This window comes from Leifsonia sp., assembly GCF_051955155.1.
Classification (GTDB): domain Bacteria; phylum Actinomycetota; class Actinomycetes; order Actinomycetales; family Microbacteriaceae; genus Leifsonia.
On the sequence record NZ_JBQCGZ010000108.1, the window covers coordinates 1 to 15,986 of the forward strand.

Consider the following 15,986-nt stretch of genomic DNA (forward strand, 5'->3'; position numbering starts at 1 on the left):
AACTTCCCCACCCGGTATCTCGTGAACGACGCCGCGGTGCTCGCGGGGCTGCCGGTCGTGTGGGGCGCCGTGCACCAGACCGGCGGCCAGGCCGGGGTGCTGGTGTTTTTGCCGTGGGCGCCGGCGGCTCGCAGAGCCGGCCACGGACTACGAGACGGTGACGTCGATGGTGTGCAGGCCGGTGGCGCCGTCGGGGACGACGTCCTGGACGCGGGAGGTCTGGACGGTGCCGTGCGCGTCCGTCGCCCTGACCCGGATGCGGTGGTGGCCCGGCGTCGCGTCCCAGGCGTATTTCCACTGGCGCCAGGTGTCGGCGGAGATCGCGTCGGCCAGGGTCGCCTGCTGCCAGGGGCCGTCGTCGATCTGGACGTGCACGGCGCTGACGCCGACGTGCTGCGACCAGGCGACGCCCGCGATCGCCGCCGTCCCGGCCTTCACGGTGCGGCCGTCCGCCGGCACGTCGATGCGCGAGGACAGCTTCACCGGGCCGCGCTGCGACCAGCCGCGGTCGGTCCAGTACGAGGTGACCGTGTCGAACCGCGTCACCTGCAGCTCGACCACCCACTTGGTCGCCGAGACGTAGCCGTAGAGGCCGGGTACGACCATCCGCACCGGGTAGCCGTGCTCGAGCGGCAGCGGCTGGCCGTTCATCCCGACGGCGAGGATGGCGTTGCGGTCGTCGGTGAGCGCCGCCAGCGGCGTGCTCGCGGTCCAGCCGTCCTGGCTGCGCGAGAGCACCATGTCGGCGTCGGCGGTCGGCGCCGCCCGCGCGAGCAGGTGCCGGATCGGGTAGCCGAGCCAGGTGGCGTTGCCGATCAGGTCGCCGCCCACCTCGTTCGACACGCACGTGAGCGTGGTGGTGGACTCCTCCAGCGGCAGCGCGAGGAGTTCGGCGAAGGTCAGCTCCACCTCCTTCTCCACCATGCCGGTGATCCGCAGCCGCCAGTCCTGGGGCTGGATGCCGGGGATCTGCAGCGCGGTGTCGATCCGGTAGAAGTCGGCGTTCGGCGTGATGATCGGCGAGAGGCCGGGGATGTCGAACGACGCCGCGGCGGGGATCGGCGGGGCCGGTGACGCGGCCGCCGGCAGCCGGAACGCGGCCCGCGCCGCCGTCGCCGCCCGGTAGCCGGACGCGACCAGCTGCCCGGCGATCGCCGCGAGCGCTCCCGCGACGGCCGTCGTCGTCGTCGCGGAGACGAACCGGCGGCGGGACACGCTGCCGCGCGGAGCGACCCTGGTCGGCTCCGTCCCGCGCAGCAGCCCCATGAGCCAGCCGAGCAGCAGGATGCCGGCCACCGCCGCGAGAGCAGACGGCACCGCGTTCACGACGCCGGAGCCGGCGCGCGTGAGCGCCGCCAGCACGCCGACCGCGCCGCCGACGCCGATCAGGATGCGGCCCACCGGCGGCCGCACCGCCTCCAGCCAGCCCGCGAGCGCGCCGCCCACCACCAGCGCCACCGCGAGGGAGACGATGAGGAACGCCTTGTCGCCGGTGCCGAAGACGCCGATCACGGCGTCCTTCAGCCACGCGGGCGTGAGGTCGATCACCAGGGCGCCGACCACCAGCACCGGGCTGCCGTCCTGCACCACGAAGGCGCTGACCAGTTCCGCTGCGCCGACGCCGGCGACCACGCTCGCGACGCCGGCCGCCGCCGGGCGCCAGAAGGACCTCATAGCGCTCAGCGTAGGTCGGCGATGCTGTGAAAGGGTGGAGCCATCATGTCCGACGCCTCAGCATCCCGGCTCAGCACCGCACACCTCCCCGGCTGGACCGGTCCCGGCACCGTCGGAGAGGACGCCGTCTACGACGCCTTCGTCGCCTGGGCGTCCGCGCGCGGGCTGACCCTCTACCCGGCGCAGGACGAGTCGGTGATCGAGATCGTCGGCGGCTCCAACCTGATCCTGAGCACGCCGACCGGGACGGGCAAGTCGCTGGTCGCCGTCGCCGCGCACTTCGCCGCCCTGGCCCGCGGCGAGCGCAGCTTCTACACCGCGCCGATCAAGGCGCTGGTGTCGGAGAAGTTCTTCGCCCTCGTCGACATCTTCGGGGCGGAGAACGTCGGCATGATGACCGGAGACTCCGCCGTGAACGCGGACGCTCCGATCATCTGCTGCACCGCCGAGATCCTGGCGAACCTGGCGCTGCGCGAGGGCGAGGACACCCCGGTCGGCCAGGTCGTGATGGACGAGTTCCACTTCTACGCGGACCCCGACCGCGGCTGGGCGTGGCAGGTCCCGCTGCTGACGCTGAACCGCGTGCAGTTCGTCCTGATGTCGGCGACGCTCGGCGACGTGACGGCGCTAGCCGACGACCTCAGCCGCCGGACCGGGCGCGAGACCGCGACCGTGACCGGCGTGGAGCGGCCGGTGCCGCTGCACTACTACTACGAGGTCACCCCGGTCCACGAGACCATCGAGGACCTGCTGAGCACGGGCCAGGCGCCGGTCTACGTCGTGCACTTCTCCCAGCTCGCGGCGCTGGAGCGCGCGCAGTCGCTCTCCAGCGCGAAGATCGCCAGCCGCGAGCAGCGGGACGCCATCGCGGAGCTGATCGGCGACTTCCGGTTCACCACGTCGTTCGGCCGCACCCTCTCCCGGCTGCTGCGGCAGGGCATCGGCGTGCACCACGCGGGGATGCTGCCCAAGTACCGCAGGCTGGTCGAGCAGCTCGCCCAGCGCGGGATGCTCCGGGTCATCTGCGGGACGGACACGCTCGGTGTCGGCATCAACGTCCCGATCCGCACCGTCCTGCTGACCGCGCTCACCAAGTTCGACGGCACCAGGATGCGGCAGCTCAACGCGCGCGAGTTCCACCAGATCGCCGGTCGCGCCGGTCGCGCGGGCTACGACACCGCGGGGACGGTCGTCGTGCAGGCGCCCGAGCACGAGAGCGAGAACCTCAAGGCGCTGGAGAAGGCGGGCGACGACCCGAAGAAGCGCCGCAAGATCGTGCGCAAGAAGGCCCCGGAGGGCTTCGTGTCCTGGGGCGAGCCGTCGTTCCGCAAGCTCGTGGACGCGGAGCCGGAGACGCTGACCTCCTCGATGCAGATCACCAGCGCCATGCTGATCAACGTGATCGGCCGCGGCGGGGATGTGTTCGGGCACGTGCGCGACCTGGTGTTCGACAACCACGAGCCGTGGAAGCGGCAGCTGGCGCTGGCCAGGCGCGCGCTCGGGCTCTACCGCTCGCTCCTGGCCGCCGGGGTCGTGGAGGTGGTCGACGGCAGCATCCGGCTGACCGTCGACCTGCAGCCGAACTTCGCGCTCAACCAGCCGCTGTCGCCGTTCGCGCTCGCCGCGTTCGAGCTGTTCGACCCGGAGTCGCCCACGTACGCGCTGGACATCGTCTCCGTTGTCGAGGCGACGCTGGACGACCCGCGGCCGGTGCTGGGTGCGCAACAGTTCGTCGCGCGCGGCGAGGCCGTCGCGGCGATGAAGGCGGACGGCGTCGAGTACGACGAGCGGATGGAGGCGCTGGAGCAGGTCACGCATCCCAAGCCGCACGACGAGCTGCTGCACGAGGCGTTCGCGACCTACGCCGCCAGCCAGCCCTGGGTGGCCGACTTCGAGCTGAGCCCGAAGTCGGTCGTGCGCGACCTCTACGAGCGGGCGATGACGTTCGGCGAGTTCGTCTCGTTCTACAAGCTGGCCCGCTCGGAGGGCGTCGTGCTGCGCTACCTCTCCGACGCGTACCGCGCGCTCGGGCAGACCGTGCCGCTGGAGGCGCGGACGGAGGAGCTGCGCGACATCGTCGAGTGGCTGGGCGAGATGGTGCGGCAGGTCGACTCCAGCCTCCTGGACGAGTGGGAGGAGCTGGTGCATCCCGACGCGGCCAGGCACGCGGCCGAGTCGGCCGAGCTCGCCCCTCCCGCCCCGCGCACCGTCACCACCAACCGGCGCGCGTTCTTCGTCCTGGTGCGCAACGAGCTGTTCCGCCGGGTCCAGCTCGCGGCGCTCGACCGCGTCCAGGAGCTCGGTGCGCTGGAGGCGGAGGCCGCGACGCTGGCCGAGGCGGCGGCGCCGTCGTTCACCGAGCTGCAGTGGGACGAGGCGCTGGAGGAGTACTACGCGGAGCACGACGAGATCCTCACCGACGCCGCTGCACGGTCGGCGGCGATGATCGTCGTCGACGAGTCGCCCGCCGCCGCGGAGGGCCTCTGGCGGGTGCGGCAGATCCTCGCCGACCCCGCCGGCGACCACGACTGGGGGATCGCGGCGGAGGTGCTGCTGGAGGCGTCCGCGCGTGCCGGAACGGCCGTCGTCCGGGTCACCGCCGTGGATCGTCTGTGACGGTTTGACGTGCGGCGAGCCGAGGTGTGAGTATCTACTCGGTCGCCTAAAAACACCAGCCCCCTCGCATGAACTCCCGATGAATGATTCGATCGGGACGTCCGTCTTCCACACGAGAAAGAAACCGGTGGATCTCACCCTCATCGTCGTGCTGGTCATCGCGCTGGCGCTCTTCTTCGACTTCACGAACGGCTTCCACGACACCGCGAACGCGATGGCGACGCCGATCGCGACGGGCGCCATGCGCCCGAAGGTCGCGGTCGCCCTGGCCGCGGTGCTGAACCTGATCGGAGCCTTCCTCTCCACCGAGGTCGCGCAGACGATCTCCGGCGGCATCATCAACGAAGGCCCGGGGGGAGTGCAGATCACCCCGGAGATGATCTTCGCCGGCCTCGTCGGCGCCATTGTCTGGAACATGGTGACCTGGCTGTTCGGCCTGCCGTCCTCGTCCAGCCACGCGCTGTTCGGCGGCCTGATCGGCGCGGCGATCGTCGGCGCAGGGTTCGGGTCCGTGAACTTCCTGGTCGTGCTGAACAAGGTGGTGCTGCCCGCCGTGATCGCGCCGTTCACCGCCGGCGTCGTCGCGTACTGCGCCACCAAGCTCGCCTACTGGATCACCCGCCGCTACGACGGCCGCCCGGACGGCCGCGGCGGCTTCCGCTACGGCCAGATCTTCTCGTCCTCGCTCGTCGCGCTCTCGCACGGGACCAACGACGCGCAGAAGACGATGGGCGTCATCACGCTCACGCTGATCGCAGCCGGCCTCCAGGAGGCGGGGTCCGGCCCCGAGCTATGGGTCGTCGTCGCGTGTGCGCTCGCCATCGCGATCGGGACGTACTCGGGAGGCTGGCGCATCATCCGCACGCTCGGACGCGGCCTGACCGAGGTCAAGCCCGCACAGGGCTTCGCGGCCGAGACGAGCACGGCGGCGACCATCCTCGCCTCCAGCCACCTCGGCTTCGCGCTCTCGACGACGCAGGTCGCATCCGGCTCGGTGATCGGCTCCGGCCTCGGCAGGCGCGGCTCCTCGGTGCGCTGGGGGACGGCGGGCCGGATCGCGATCGGCTGGGTGCTGACGCTGCCCGCCGCCGGGATCGTCGGCGCGGTCGCGGCGCTCATCGCCATCCTCGGCCCCATCGGCATCCTGATCGACACCGTGGTCGGGGTCGCGATCGTCGCGTTCATCTTCTGGCGCGCCCGCCGCAACCGGGTCACCAGCGCGGACGCGGCCGTGCCCGTCCCCGTGCAGGGGCAGAGCGAGGTGGCCGCCTCCGGCCGGGTGGTCAAGATCAAGAAGGTCAAGCCGCTGAAGAAGCAGCGCGAGAAGAGGAAGTCGGCATGAGCGCCGTCTACTCGTTCCTCATCGTCTTCGCGGCGGCGCTCATCGGCTCGTGCGTCGTGGTGACGCTGTACGCGCTCGGCACGCGCCTGCTGGCGGTCGCCGGCCGCGCGCTTTTCGTCGAGCCCGTCGAGTTCACGGACGCGATCACCGTCATCACGCCGGAGCAGGCGGCGAAGGCGCAGAAGAAGGCCGACAAGGCCCGGCGGAAGAACCCGCTGAGCGAGGGGCAGAAGCGTGCCGCGCTGACCGGCGCCTACGCCTGCTTCGTGCTCTGCGGCATCGCGGTCCTCTACGGCCTCTACCTGATCATCCCCTACTTCCACCACTGACCCATCCGTTCCGGAGTTCTTCACGCTGGCACACGACGTGTTGCGGGAAGAACTCCGGAAGAAATGGTGCGCGGGCGGGGGCTCGCGACGCTACGCGGTGCGGCGGACGCGGGCGATGCTGTTCATGACGTGGTAGACGACGATCGCCGCGATGGCGCCGAGCGCGATGCCGTTGAAGGTGAGCTGCCCGAGGTTCAGCGTGAAGTCGCCGATGCCGATGATGAGCGCCGTCGCCGCGGTGAACTGGTTGACAGGGCGCGAGAAGTCCACCTTGTTGTCCAGCCAGATCTTCACGCCGATGATGCCGATCAGGCCGTACAGCGCCGTGGTGACGCCGCCGAGCACGCCGGCCGGGATCGTGTTGATCACCGCGCCGATCTTGGGGGAGAGGCCGAGCAGCACCGCGACGACGCCCGCCACCCAGTAGGCGGCCGTCGAGTAGACGCGCGTCGCCGCCATCACGCCGATGTTCTCGCCGTACGTCGTGGTTCCGGAGCCGCCGAAGAAGCCGGCGACCGTCGTCGCGAGGCCGTCCGCGAACAGCGCGCGGCCGGTCAGCCGGTTGACGGAGGGGTCGGTCAGCTGCGCGACGCCGCGGATGTGCCCGACGTTCTCGGCGATCAGCACGAGCACCACGGGCAGGAACGCCGGCAGGATGCCCCACGTCGACGCGGGGGCGGTGAACGGGTTGGCCGGCAGGGTGAACTGCGGCAGGCCGATCCACGGCGCCGCCGCGACCTTGGCGAAGTCGACCTCGCCGACGATGCAGGCGAACACGTAGCCGACGGCGACGCCGAGGAAGATGGACAGCCGCCCGAGCATCCCGCGGAACAGCACGGTGCACAGGATGACGGCAGCCAGCGTCACGAGCGCGGTGACCGGCGCCTGCATGAAGTTGTTCTTCGCCGCAGGGGCCAGGTTGAAACCGATCAGCGCGACGATCGCACCGGCGACCACGGGAGGCATCAGCGCGTCGATCCAGCGGGTGCCGGTCGCGACCACGATCAGACCGACAATCGCCAGCAGGATGCCGGTGACGACGATCCCGAACAGCGCGGACGGCATCCCGTGCGCCTTGGTCGCAGCGACGATCGGCACGATGAACGCGAACGACGAGCCGAGGTAGCTGGGCAGCTTGTTGCGCGTGATCAGCAGGAACAGGATCGTGCCGACGCCCGAGAACAGCAGCGTCGTGCTCGGCGGGAACCCGGTCAGCAGCGGGACCAGGAACGTCGCGCCGAACATGGCGACGACGTGCTGGGCGCCGAGCCCGATCGTGCGCGGCCAGGTCAGCCGCTCGCCGGGCAGCACGATCTCGTGAGCCCCGACCTTCTTACCGTCTCCGTGCAGCTTCCAGGGCAGGGGCATGCGTGTCCTTATCGTCACCGGGTGGGCCGTATTGTATTGATGGGAATCGGGCTCGTGCCCGGCGCGCCGCGCCTGGAAAGCCCTCAGAGATACTACGGGAGACGATCATTTCCGCACCGACCACCGCGCCGACCGCCAAGGGGCGCCTCGACTCGTTCTTCGAGATCACCAAACGCGGCACGACCTGGGCGACGGAGGTGCGCGGCGGTGTCCTGACGTTCGTCACCATGGCGTACATCGTCATCCTGAACCCGCTGATCCTCGGCGGGACGCCGGACGTGACAGGGCACTCGCTGCAGGGCGAGCAGGTCGCCGCGGTCACCGCGCTGAGCGCCGGTGTGATGACGGTCCTCTTCGGCCTGATCGCGCGCCTGCCGTTCGCGTTCGCCGCCGGCCTCGGCATCAACTCCTTCCTCGCGGTGAACGTCGTCAAGGTGCTCACCTGGCAGGAGGCGATGGGCCTCGTCGTCATCAACGGCCTGATCATCGTGCTGCTGGCCGCCACGGGCCTGCGCCGGCTCATCTTCAACGCGGTGCCGCCGCAGCTGAAGACCGCGATCACCGTCGGCATCGGCCTCTTCATCGCGTTCATCGGCTTCGTGGACAGCGGCTTCGTGCGCAGCACCAACCTGTCTTCGCCGCCCGTCCAGCTGGGCGAGTCCGGCTCGATCGCGACGGTCCCGACGCTCGTCTTCCTCGTCGCACTCGTGATCATGGGCGTGCTGATGGCCCGCCGCGTGAAGGGCGCGCTGCTGATCGGCATCGTCGCCGCGACCATCGTCGCGATCATCGCCGAGGCGGTCTTCCACATCGGCGGCTCCGGCCCGAAGAACCCCAACGGCTGGAACCTCACGGTCCCGCAGCTGCCCACCTCGCTCGTGAGCCTGCCGAACCTCAGCCTGGTCGGCCAGGTGGACCTGCTCGGCTCGTTCGGCCGGATCGGCGCCCTCGCGGCCGTGATGCTGATCTTCACGCTCGTCTTCACCAACTTCTTCGACGCGATGGGCTCGATGACGGGTCTGGCCCGCAGCGCCGGCCTCGCCAACGAGGACGGCACCTTCCCGCGCCTGCAGTCCGCGCTGATCGTGGAGGGCGTCGGCGCCGTCGTCGGCGGCGGCACCTCCGCCTCCTCCAACACCGTGTTCGTGGAGTCGGCGTCCGGCATCGGCGAGGGCGCCAAGACCGGCTTCGCCAGCGTCATCACCGGCGCGCTGTTCCTGCTCGCGATGTTCTTCACGCCGCTGACCCAGGTCGTCCCGTCCGAGGTGGCGGCGGCCGCGCTCGTCATCGTCGGTGCGCTGATGGTGGTGCAGATCCGCCACATCGACTTCCACGAGTTCTCGAGCACGCTGCCGGTGTTCCTCACCATCATCGTGATGCCGCTGACCTACTCGATCGCGAACGGCATCGGCGTCGGCTTCATCAGCTGGGTGCTGATCCGCTCGCTCGCCGGCAAGGCGCGCGAGATCAGCCCGCTGCTCTGGATCGTCGCGGCCGGCTTCCTGGTCTACTTCGCGCGCGGGCCGATCGAGGCGCTGCTCCCGCACTGAGCGGTCTCCGGGTGACCCCTGATCCGATCCGGGGGTTACCCGGATGCCCCGCGGCGTGCGCTGCGGCTTGACTGGAGGCATGTCCACCAGCACCGCACACCAGTACCCGTACACCGCGCCCGCCCCGGCGGCCGCGCCCTCCCGACCGCTCAGCATCACGAGCTTCGTGCTGGGCATCGCCTCCATCGCCTTCGGCTGGACGTTCCTCGCGCCGATCGCCGGTATCGTCATCGGCGTCCTGGCGCTCGGCCGGGAGCCCGCCGGACGCGCGCTGGCGATCTGGGGAATCGTCCTGAACGCCGTGATGCTCGCCGGTGTCGTCATCGGCCTGCTGTTCGCCATCGCCGGCCTCGGCGTCGGCCTCGCGTTCCTGCCGTTCGCCGTCCTCTGATCCCGCTTCTGCGAGAATGGAGGGATGGAACCCACCCCTCTCATCCGGCCGCGCAGCTTCGTGGTGCGCGGCCGGAAGACCGAAGCACAGCAGCGGGCGATCGACGAGTTCTGGCCGGCATTCGGCGTCGACTTCGACGGCTCGCCCCTCGACCTGGACGCGCTGTTCGGCCGGCACGCGCCGGTGACGGTCGAGATCGGCTTCGGCAACGGGGAGAACCTGCTCGCCCTGGCCGAACGGCACCCCGAGCGCGACTTCCTCGGGGTCGAGGTGCACGGAGCAGGCATCGGCCGGGTGCTCGCCGCGATGAACGAGCGCGGCCTCGGCAACATCCGGCTCGTCCGGCACGACGCCGTCGAGGTGTTCGAGCGGGGACTGGCCGCTGGCAGCGTCGACGAGATCCTGATCTTCTTCCCCGACCCGTGGCCGAAGGCGCGGCACCACCGGCGCCGGCTGATCCAGCCGGAGTTCGTCCGACTGCTCGTACGCGCGCTCGCGAGCGACGGCGTCCTGCGGCTCGCCACCGACTGGGAGCCGTACGCCGAGCACATGCTCGAGGTGCTGGACGCGGAGCCGGCGCTGGTGAGCACGGCGGGGGCCGGCGCGTTCATCCCGCGCCCGGACTCCCGTCCCGTCACCAAGTTCGAGCGCCGCGGCGAGAAGCTGGGACACGCGATCTTCGACCTGGAGTACCGCCCGCGCGGCTGACCTGTCCCTACCGGCCTTCCGCGTCCCGCTCTCCTCCCCTTCCGCCGCTGTCGGAAAGGGAGGAGATGTGCTCGCGCCGCGCCGCTAAGCGTGGGGAAGGGAGGCCGATGAGCCGATCCGAGCGCGGGTGTCCTCCGTTTCGCGCAGCGGCGCCGCCCCGCGCGGCTGACCCGGTCCCTAGGATGGGCGCATGAGCCCTGACGCCGCCGTCATCCCGCAGACCGCCGACGCCCTCCGCACCGCGTTCGAGCGCGGTGTGACCAAGCCGCTGGCCTGGCGGCTCGGGCAGCTGGACGCGCTGCGCCGGATGCTCACCGAGCGCGCGGCGGAGTTCGAGGACGCGCTGCTGGCCGACCTCGCCAAGAACCCGACCGAGTCGCAGATCGCCGAGCTCGGCTTCGTGGTCGGCGAGATCGACCACATGCGCGCGCACCTGCGGCGCTGGCTGCGCCCGCGCCGGGTGGGCGTGCCGGGCGCCCTGCTGCCCGCGCGCGCCTCCACCATCCTCGAGCCGGTCGGCGTCGTGCTGGTGATCGCGCCGTGGAACTACCCGGTGCAGCTGCTGCTCGCGCCGCTCGTCGGCGCGCTGGCCGCCGGCAACGCGGTCGTCCTCAAGCCCAGCGAGCTCGCACCGGCGACGTCCGCCGCGATGGCGAGACTCATCCCGCAGTACCTCGACCCGCGCGCGGTCGCCGTGGTCGAGGGCGGCGTCGAGGAGACGACCGGGCTCCTCGCCGAGCGCTGGGACCACATCTTCTACACCGGGAACGGACGCGTCGGCCGCATCGTCGCCGCCGCGGCGGTCGAGCACCTGACGCCGGTCACCCTGGAGCTCGGCGGCAAGTCGCCCGTCTACGTCGACGACTCCGTCGACCTCGCCGCCGCCGCCCGGCGCATCGCGTGGGGCAAGTTCATGAACGCCGGGCAGACCTGCGTCGCGCCGGACTACATCCTCGCACCGCGCTCCGTCGCCGGCCCGCTCGCCGAGGCCCTGGCGGTCGCCGTCCGCGAGCTGTACGGCGACGACCCCGCCCAGAGCCCCGACTACGGGCGCATCGTCAACGACCGCCAGTTCGAGCGGCTGTCCGGGATGCTCGGCTCCGGCACGGCCGTGACCGGCGGCGAGCACGACGCCGCCGCGCGCTACATCGCGCCGACGGTGCTCGTGGACGTGCCGCGCGACTCCGCCGTCATGGGCGAGGAGATCTTCGGTCCGGTGCTCCCGATCGTGACGGTGGAGGATCTGGACGACGCCATCCGCTTCATCCGCGCCGGCGACAAGCCGCTCGCGCTGTACGTCTTCACCGAGCGCTCGGCGGTCAAGCGCCGCATCCTCACCGAGACCAGCTCGGGAGCGGTCGGCTTCGGCGTGCCGGCCGCCCACCTCGCGGTGGCAGGGCTGCCCTTCGGCGGCGTGGGGGAGAGCGGTTCCGGCGCCTACCACGGCGAGCGCTCGCTGCGCACGTTCAGCCACGAGAAGGCGGTGCTGTCCAAGGCGCTGAAGCCGGACACCATGCAGCTGATCTACCCGCCGTACACCGCAGCGAAGGACCGCTTCGCGCGCGGCCTGCTGCGCAGACTGGGCTGACCGCGTCCCCGATCGACACGCTGGCGAACACCGTCCTGGATCCCGTACATGCCGTACATTCCGGGCGGCACAGGCGGGGGTAGTCTCGCATTGGCGGCAGCCACGAACCGCCGTCGACAGCATGCCAACGCACAACGAGAGGCAACGGTGCCAACCGTGGATTCCACAGCAACGATGGACGAACCGAAGACGACCCCCATTCCCGTGATCGACGCGTCCGAGAACGTGTCCGACGTCCCGACCCCCAGCGCCGCAGGCCGGGAGACCCGCGTCGAGACCGACTCGCTCGGCAGCCGCGAGATCCCCGCCGACGCGTACTGGGGCGTGCACACGTCCCGCGCCCTCGAGAACTTCCCGATCGCCAAGCGCCCCATCTCCGTCTACCCCGACCTGATCGTCGCGCTCGCGAGCGTCAAGCAGGCCGCGGCCCGCGCCAACCTCGAGATCGGGGTCCTGGACGCGCACAAGGCCGACCTCATCGACCGCGCCTGCCAGCTCATCATCGACGGCCGCTACCACGACCAGTTCGTCGTCGGCGTGATGCAGGGCGGCGCGGGCACCTCCACGAACATGAACGCCAACGAGGTCATCGCGAACGTCGCGCTGGAGCTCGACGGTCACGCCAAGGGCGAGTACCAGTTCATGAGCCCGATCGATGACGTCAACCGCAGCCAGAGCACCAACGACACTTACCCGACGGCGATCAAGATCGCGCTGACCTTCGCGCTCGCGCACCTGCTGGACGAGCTGGCCCTGCTGCGCGACGCGTTCGCGTCGAAGGCCGAGGAGTTCCGGCACATCCTCAAGGTCGGCCGCACGCAGCTGCAGGACGCCGTGCCGATGACGCTCGGCCAGGAGTTCCACGGCTTCGCGACCACCCTCACCGAGGACCACGCCCGGCTCACCGAGACCAAGTGGCTGCTCGCGGAGATCAACCTCGGCGCCACCGCGATCGGCACGGGCATCACCGCCGACCCCGGCTACTCGGCCGCCGCGGTCAAGCACCTCAATCTGATCACGGGCCTGAACCTGGAGACCGCTCCGGACCTCATCGAGTCCACCAGCGACGCCGGCGCGTTCATGTCGTTCTCCGGCTCCCTCAAGCGCAGCGCCATCAAGCTCTCCAAGATCTGCAACGACCTGCGCCTGCTCTCCAGCGGCCCGCAGGCCGGCCTCGGCGAGATCAACCTGCCCGCCCGCCAGGCCGGCTCCAGCATCATGCCGGGCAAGGTGAACCCGGTCATCCCCGAGGTCGTCAACCAGGTGGCGTTCTCCGTCGCCGGCGCCGACGTGACCGTCACGATGGCGGCCGAGGGCGGCCAGCTGCAGTTGAACGCGTTCGAGCCGGTGATCGCGCACTCGCTGCTGCAGTCCATCACCTGGATGGCGCAGGGCTTCCACACGCTGCGCGTGAACTGCGTCGACGGCATCACCGCCAACGAGGAGCGCCTGGGCGCGATGGTGGGCTCGTCGGTCGGCGTCATCACCGCGCTCACGCCGCACATCGGCTACGCCGCCGCCGCGGCGCTCGCGAAGTCCGCCCTGCTGACCGGCCGCAACGTCGCGGACCTGGTGGTGGAGGCCAAGCTGATGAGCAGGGACGAGGTCATGCACCTGCTGTCCCCGGCCCGCCTGAGCGGACTGGAGGCCATCACGACGGCCATCCCGGTCATCGAGAAGGACAAAGCCGCTGAGTAGCACGACCGTCGCCGCCGGGTGCGCACTGCGCCCGGCGGCGCGTTCACGCCGTCAGCTTTTCGACCCCTGCCGTACGACGCCGATAGGTTGGTGGATGTGAGATTCTCGCACCTGAGCACGACCCCCGATTCGACCCCTCGCCTCGCCGCCGTCATCGGCGACGGGGCGCTGTTCCTGGACGACGTGATGCCGGAGGCGCCGCGTGACCTGCAGGACCTGATCGAACGGGGGGACGACGCCCTGGCCGAGGTGCGCGCCTTCGTCGACCGCGCCGTCGCCGCGCGGACGCCGCTGGTGCCGGTGCACGAGCTGCGGCACGCGTCCGCCGTGCTCCGCCCGCCGCAGGTGATCGCGATCGGTGCGAACTACGCCGCCCACGCCTCCGAGCTGAAGCTGCGCAGCGAGAAGGCGGCCACCGTGTTCTCGCTCTGGCCGAACTCGCTCGCCGGGCACGGCGGCACCACCTCCTGGCCCGAGGATCTCACCACGCAGGTGGACTACGAAGCGGAGCTCGGCGTCATCATCGGCCGGCCGGCGCGCAACGTCTCGGTGCGGGACGCGCTCGACTACGTGTGGGGCTACACGGTCGTCAACGACATCACCGCGCGCGACCTGCAGTTCTCCGAGGCGCAGTGGTCGCGCTGCAAGTCGTTCGACGGCTTCACGCCGAACGGTCCCGTCGTGGTCACCGCCGACGAGATCGCCGACCCGCAGGACCTGTGGCTGACCACCAACGTGGACGGGGCGATCCTGCAGGACGCCTCGACCGCCGACATGGTCCGCTCGGTCGCGGAGATCATCGAGTTCCTGTCCCGGTCGGCGACCATCCAGCCCGGGACTCTCATCTCCACCGGCAGCCCCGGCGGCGCCGGCTACTCGCGCACCCCTCCGGTCTTCCTGAAGGACCGCTCGACCGTCACGGTCTCCATCGGCGGCATCGGCTACCTGACCACGTACTGCCGCGTCACCTGAACCGGTTCCGCATTCGCACGCGCCGTCGGCTAGCGTGAAGGCATGTCCATCGGCGAGCGGAGGCCAGGAGTCGCGGGAGGCGACGACGATGCGGCGCGCCTGGACGCGAGCCTGCCGGACATCGACTGGTCGATCGCGCCGGTCGGCGCCGTGTTCTCGCGGTTCCGCGCGCCGAGCGGCGAGCTGGCCGTGGTCTCGCTCGGCGACCCGGCGGACCCGAGGGTCGTGCTCGTCCCCGGCGTCACCGGGTCGAAGGAGGACTTCTACCTGCTGGCACCGATCCTGGTCGCCGCCGGCTACTACGTGCAGAGCTACGACCTCGCCGGTCAGTACGAGTCGGCGGAGGCGGGTCCGGTCCCCGGCGGGCACTACACCTACGAGCTGCTCGTCGCCGACTTCCTGGCGTTCCTGGTGGACGGCGGCCCCGCGCACGTGCTCGGCTACTCGTTCGCCGGGATCCTCGCGCAGCTGGCACTGGTCGAGCGCCCGGACCTGTTCCGCACGCTGACCCTGCTGACCACCCCGCCGGAGCCCGGCCAGTCCTTCCGCGGCGTGCGGATCATCGGCTGGCTGAGCTGGTTCCTCGGCGGCAGGCAGGGCGCCGGGCTGATGATCTGGGGGATCGTCACGAACAAGAACAAGGTGCCGCCGAGCCGGCTCGCGTTCGTCCGTTCGCGGTTCGACCTCACCCGGCGATCCAGCGTCGACGACATCGTCGGGCTGATGCGCAGGGTGCCGGATGTGCGGGACGCGGTCGCGGCCAGCGGCGTCCCGATCCTGGTGGCGACCGGCGACCACGACCTGTGGCCGACGCACCTGCACGCGGCGAACGCCGAGCGGCTCGGCGCCAGACTCGCCGTCTACCGCACCGGGCACAGTCCGTGCGAGACCGCGCCGCACCAGCTCGGCCGCGACATGGTCGCGCTGTTCCGCGCGGGCGACGCCCGCCGCTGACATCCGGCACATGCAGGAGGGGAGCCGGCTATGCGACGCCGGGCGCCTCCTCGGCGTGCTCCTCGTTCCAGCGCTTGCGCGCCGCCCTGCGCCGCCACGGCGACTCCTCCGGCAGGTGCATCCGCAGGGTCGTGTACGCCCAGCGGAGGCGCCTGCCGAGGCCGCGCCAGGTGGAGAACGGCCGGGCCGAGATACCGACCGTCAACCGCTCGTCGTAGCGGACGACGACGCCGGGGTCCAGGTGGAAGGCGAGGTCGAGGTCGTCGTGCACCTCGCGCATCCCGCTGTGCACGCGGTCGCGGACGCCGTGCCAGACCGCGCGCCGCATGGCGAAGTTGGAGCCGAAGATCGGCGGATGCCCGAGCCAGATCTCCATCGCCCAGAAGTAGCCGCCGATGTAGAGCACCTGGCCGAGCCCTGCGATCACGGTGTTGCCGTCGTAGAAGATGCCGGGCCCGGTGAGCACGCCGATGGCCGGATCGTCGACGAACTCGGCCTCGATGTGCAGCAGCCAGTCGACGGGCGGCCGGGAGTCCGCGTCCAGGCGCGCGATGATGTCGCCGGACGCCGCGTCATAGCCGGTCGCCGCCGCGGACCAGATGCCGCGCACGGGCTGCTCGATGACGAGCGCGCCCGCCGCCCTCGCGACCGCGGCGGTGTCGTCGGCGCTGCCGTTGTCGACTACGACGATCTCGTCCGCGGGGCGCAGCTGGGCGGCGAGGTCGGCGAGGCAGGTCCGCAGCATCTCCGCGTCGTCGAGGGCCGGGATGACGACGGTGATCGTTGGCACGTGTGC

13 protein-coding genes are annotated in these 15,986 nt (G+C 70.9%); 10 read left to right on the plus strand and 3 right to left on the minus strand.

The genetic code is table 11. From position 1 onward, the window contains the following. Nucleotides 1-147 precede the first annotated feature (147 nt). Nucleotides 148-1,674 carry a molybdopterin-dependent oxidoreductase gene (locus ACTHMF_RS11870; protein ID WP_440317781.1) on the minus strand — a complete coding sequence of 509 codons (1,527 nt, stop codon included), beginning with the start codon at nucleotides 1,672-1,674 and terminating at the stop codon, nucleotides 148-150. A 45-nt stretch (nucleotides 1,675-1,719) separates the two neighbouring features. On the opposite strand from ACTHMF_RS11870, the gene ACTHMF_RS11875 reads away from it, so the two are divergent. From ACTHMF_RS11875 to ACTHMF_RS11885, 3 genes are all read left to right on the plus strand, one after another. Continuing rightward, nucleotides 1,720-4,290: a DEAD/DEAH box helicase gene (locus tag ACTHMF_RS11875; protein ID WP_440317783.1), complete on the plus strand. Its 2,571-nt coding sequence runs from the start codon at nucleotides 1,720-1,722 to the stop codon at nucleotides 4,288-4,290. Nucleotides 4,291-4,417: 127 nt separating this feature from the next. Beyond that, the gene (locus tag ACTHMF_RS11880; RefSeq protein ID WP_440317784.1) at nucleotides 4,418-5,632 is read left to right on the plus strand and encodes an anion permease; all 1,215 of its coding nucleotides are present in this window, start codon (nucleotides 4,418-4,420) and stop codon (nucleotides 5,630-5,632) included. After that, nucleotides 5,629-5,961 carry a peptidase gene (locus ACTHMF_RS11885; RefSeq protein WP_314148610.1) on the plus strand — a complete coding sequence of 111 codons (333 nt, stop codon included), beginning with the start codon at nucleotides 5,629-5,631 and terminating at the stop codon, nucleotides 5,959-5,961. The genes ACTHMF_RS11880 and ACTHMF_RS11885 overlap by 4 nt, the downstream gene beginning before the upstream one ends. 90 nt (nucleotides 5,962-6,051) lie before the next feature. Here ACTHMF_RS11885 and ACTHMF_RS11890 read toward each other — a convergent pair whose 3' ends face one another. Beyond that, nucleotides 6,052-7,329, minus strand: a complete 1,278-nt coding sequence (locus tag ACTHMF_RS11890; protein ID WP_440317786.1) for a uracil-xanthine permease family protein — start codon at nucleotides 7,327-7,329, stop codon at nucleotides 6,052-6,054. Between the two features lie 197 nt (nucleotides 7,330-7,526). Between ACTHMF_RS11890 and ACTHMF_RS11895 the strand changes: the two genes are divergently transcribed. From ACTHMF_RS11895 to ACTHMF_RS11925, 7 genes are all read left to right on the plus strand, one after another. Continuing rightward, nucleotides 7,527-8,879 (plus strand): NCS2 family permease, encoded by a 1,353-nt coding sequence (locus ACTHMF_RS11895; RefSeq protein ID WP_440317788.1) that lies wholly within the window; start codon nucleotides 7,527-7,529, stop codon nucleotides 8,877-8,879. Between the two features lie 79 nt (nucleotides 8,880-8,958). Then, nucleotides 8,959-9,270: a hypothetical protein gene (locus tag ACTHMF_RS11900; RefSeq protein ID WP_440317790.1), complete on the plus strand. Its 312-nt coding sequence runs from the start codon at nucleotides 8,959-8,961 to the stop codon at nucleotides 9,268-9,270. A 24-nt stretch (nucleotides 9,271-9,294) separates the two neighbouring features. Continuing rightward, a complete protein-coding gene (trmB, locus tag ACTHMF_RS11905; protein ID WP_314148607.1) occupies nucleotides 9,295-9,978 on the plus strand; it encodes a tRNA (guanosine(46)-N7)-methyltransferase TrmB in 684 nt (227 codons plus the stop codon). A gap of 190 nt (nucleotides 9,979-10,168) precedes the next feature. After that, a complete protein-coding gene (locus tag ACTHMF_RS11910) occupies nucleotides 10,169-11,566 on the plus strand; it encodes an aldehyde dehydrogenase family protein (RefSeq protein ID WP_440317792.1) in 1,398 nt (465 codons plus the stop codon). Nucleotides 11,567-11,740: 174 nt separating this feature from the next. Next, nucleotides 11,741-13,264 carry an aspartate ammonia-lyase gene (locus tag ACTHMF_RS11915; protein WP_314148614.1) on the plus strand — a complete coding sequence of 508 codons (1,524 nt, stop codon included), beginning with the start codon at nucleotides 11,741-11,743 and terminating at the stop codon, nucleotides 13,262-13,264. A gap of 96 nt (nucleotides 13,265-13,360) precedes the next feature. Continuing rightward, entirely contained in the window at nucleotides 13,361-14,236 is an 876-nt protein-coding gene (locus tag ACTHMF_RS11920; RefSeq protein ID WP_314148605.1) for a fumarylacetoacetate hydrolase family protein, read from the plus strand. A 42-nt stretch (nucleotides 14,237-14,278) separates the two neighbouring features. Further along, nucleotides 14,279-15,190 (plus strand): alpha/beta fold hydrolase, encoded by a 912-nt coding sequence (locus tag ACTHMF_RS11925; protein WP_314148604.1) that lies wholly within the window; start codon nucleotides 14,279-14,281, stop codon nucleotides 15,188-15,190. Nucleotides 15,191-15,218: 28 nt separating this feature from the next. Here the strand turns inward: ACTHMF_RS11925 and ACTHMF_RS11930 are convergent, their stop codons facing one another. Continuing rightward, nucleotides 15,219-15,980 (minus strand): glycosyltransferase family 2 protein, encoded by a 762-nt coding sequence (locus ACTHMF_RS11930; protein ID WP_440317795.1) that lies wholly within the window; start codon nucleotides 15,978-15,980, stop codon nucleotides 15,219-15,221. Nucleotides 15,981-15,986: the final 6 nt, after the last annotated feature.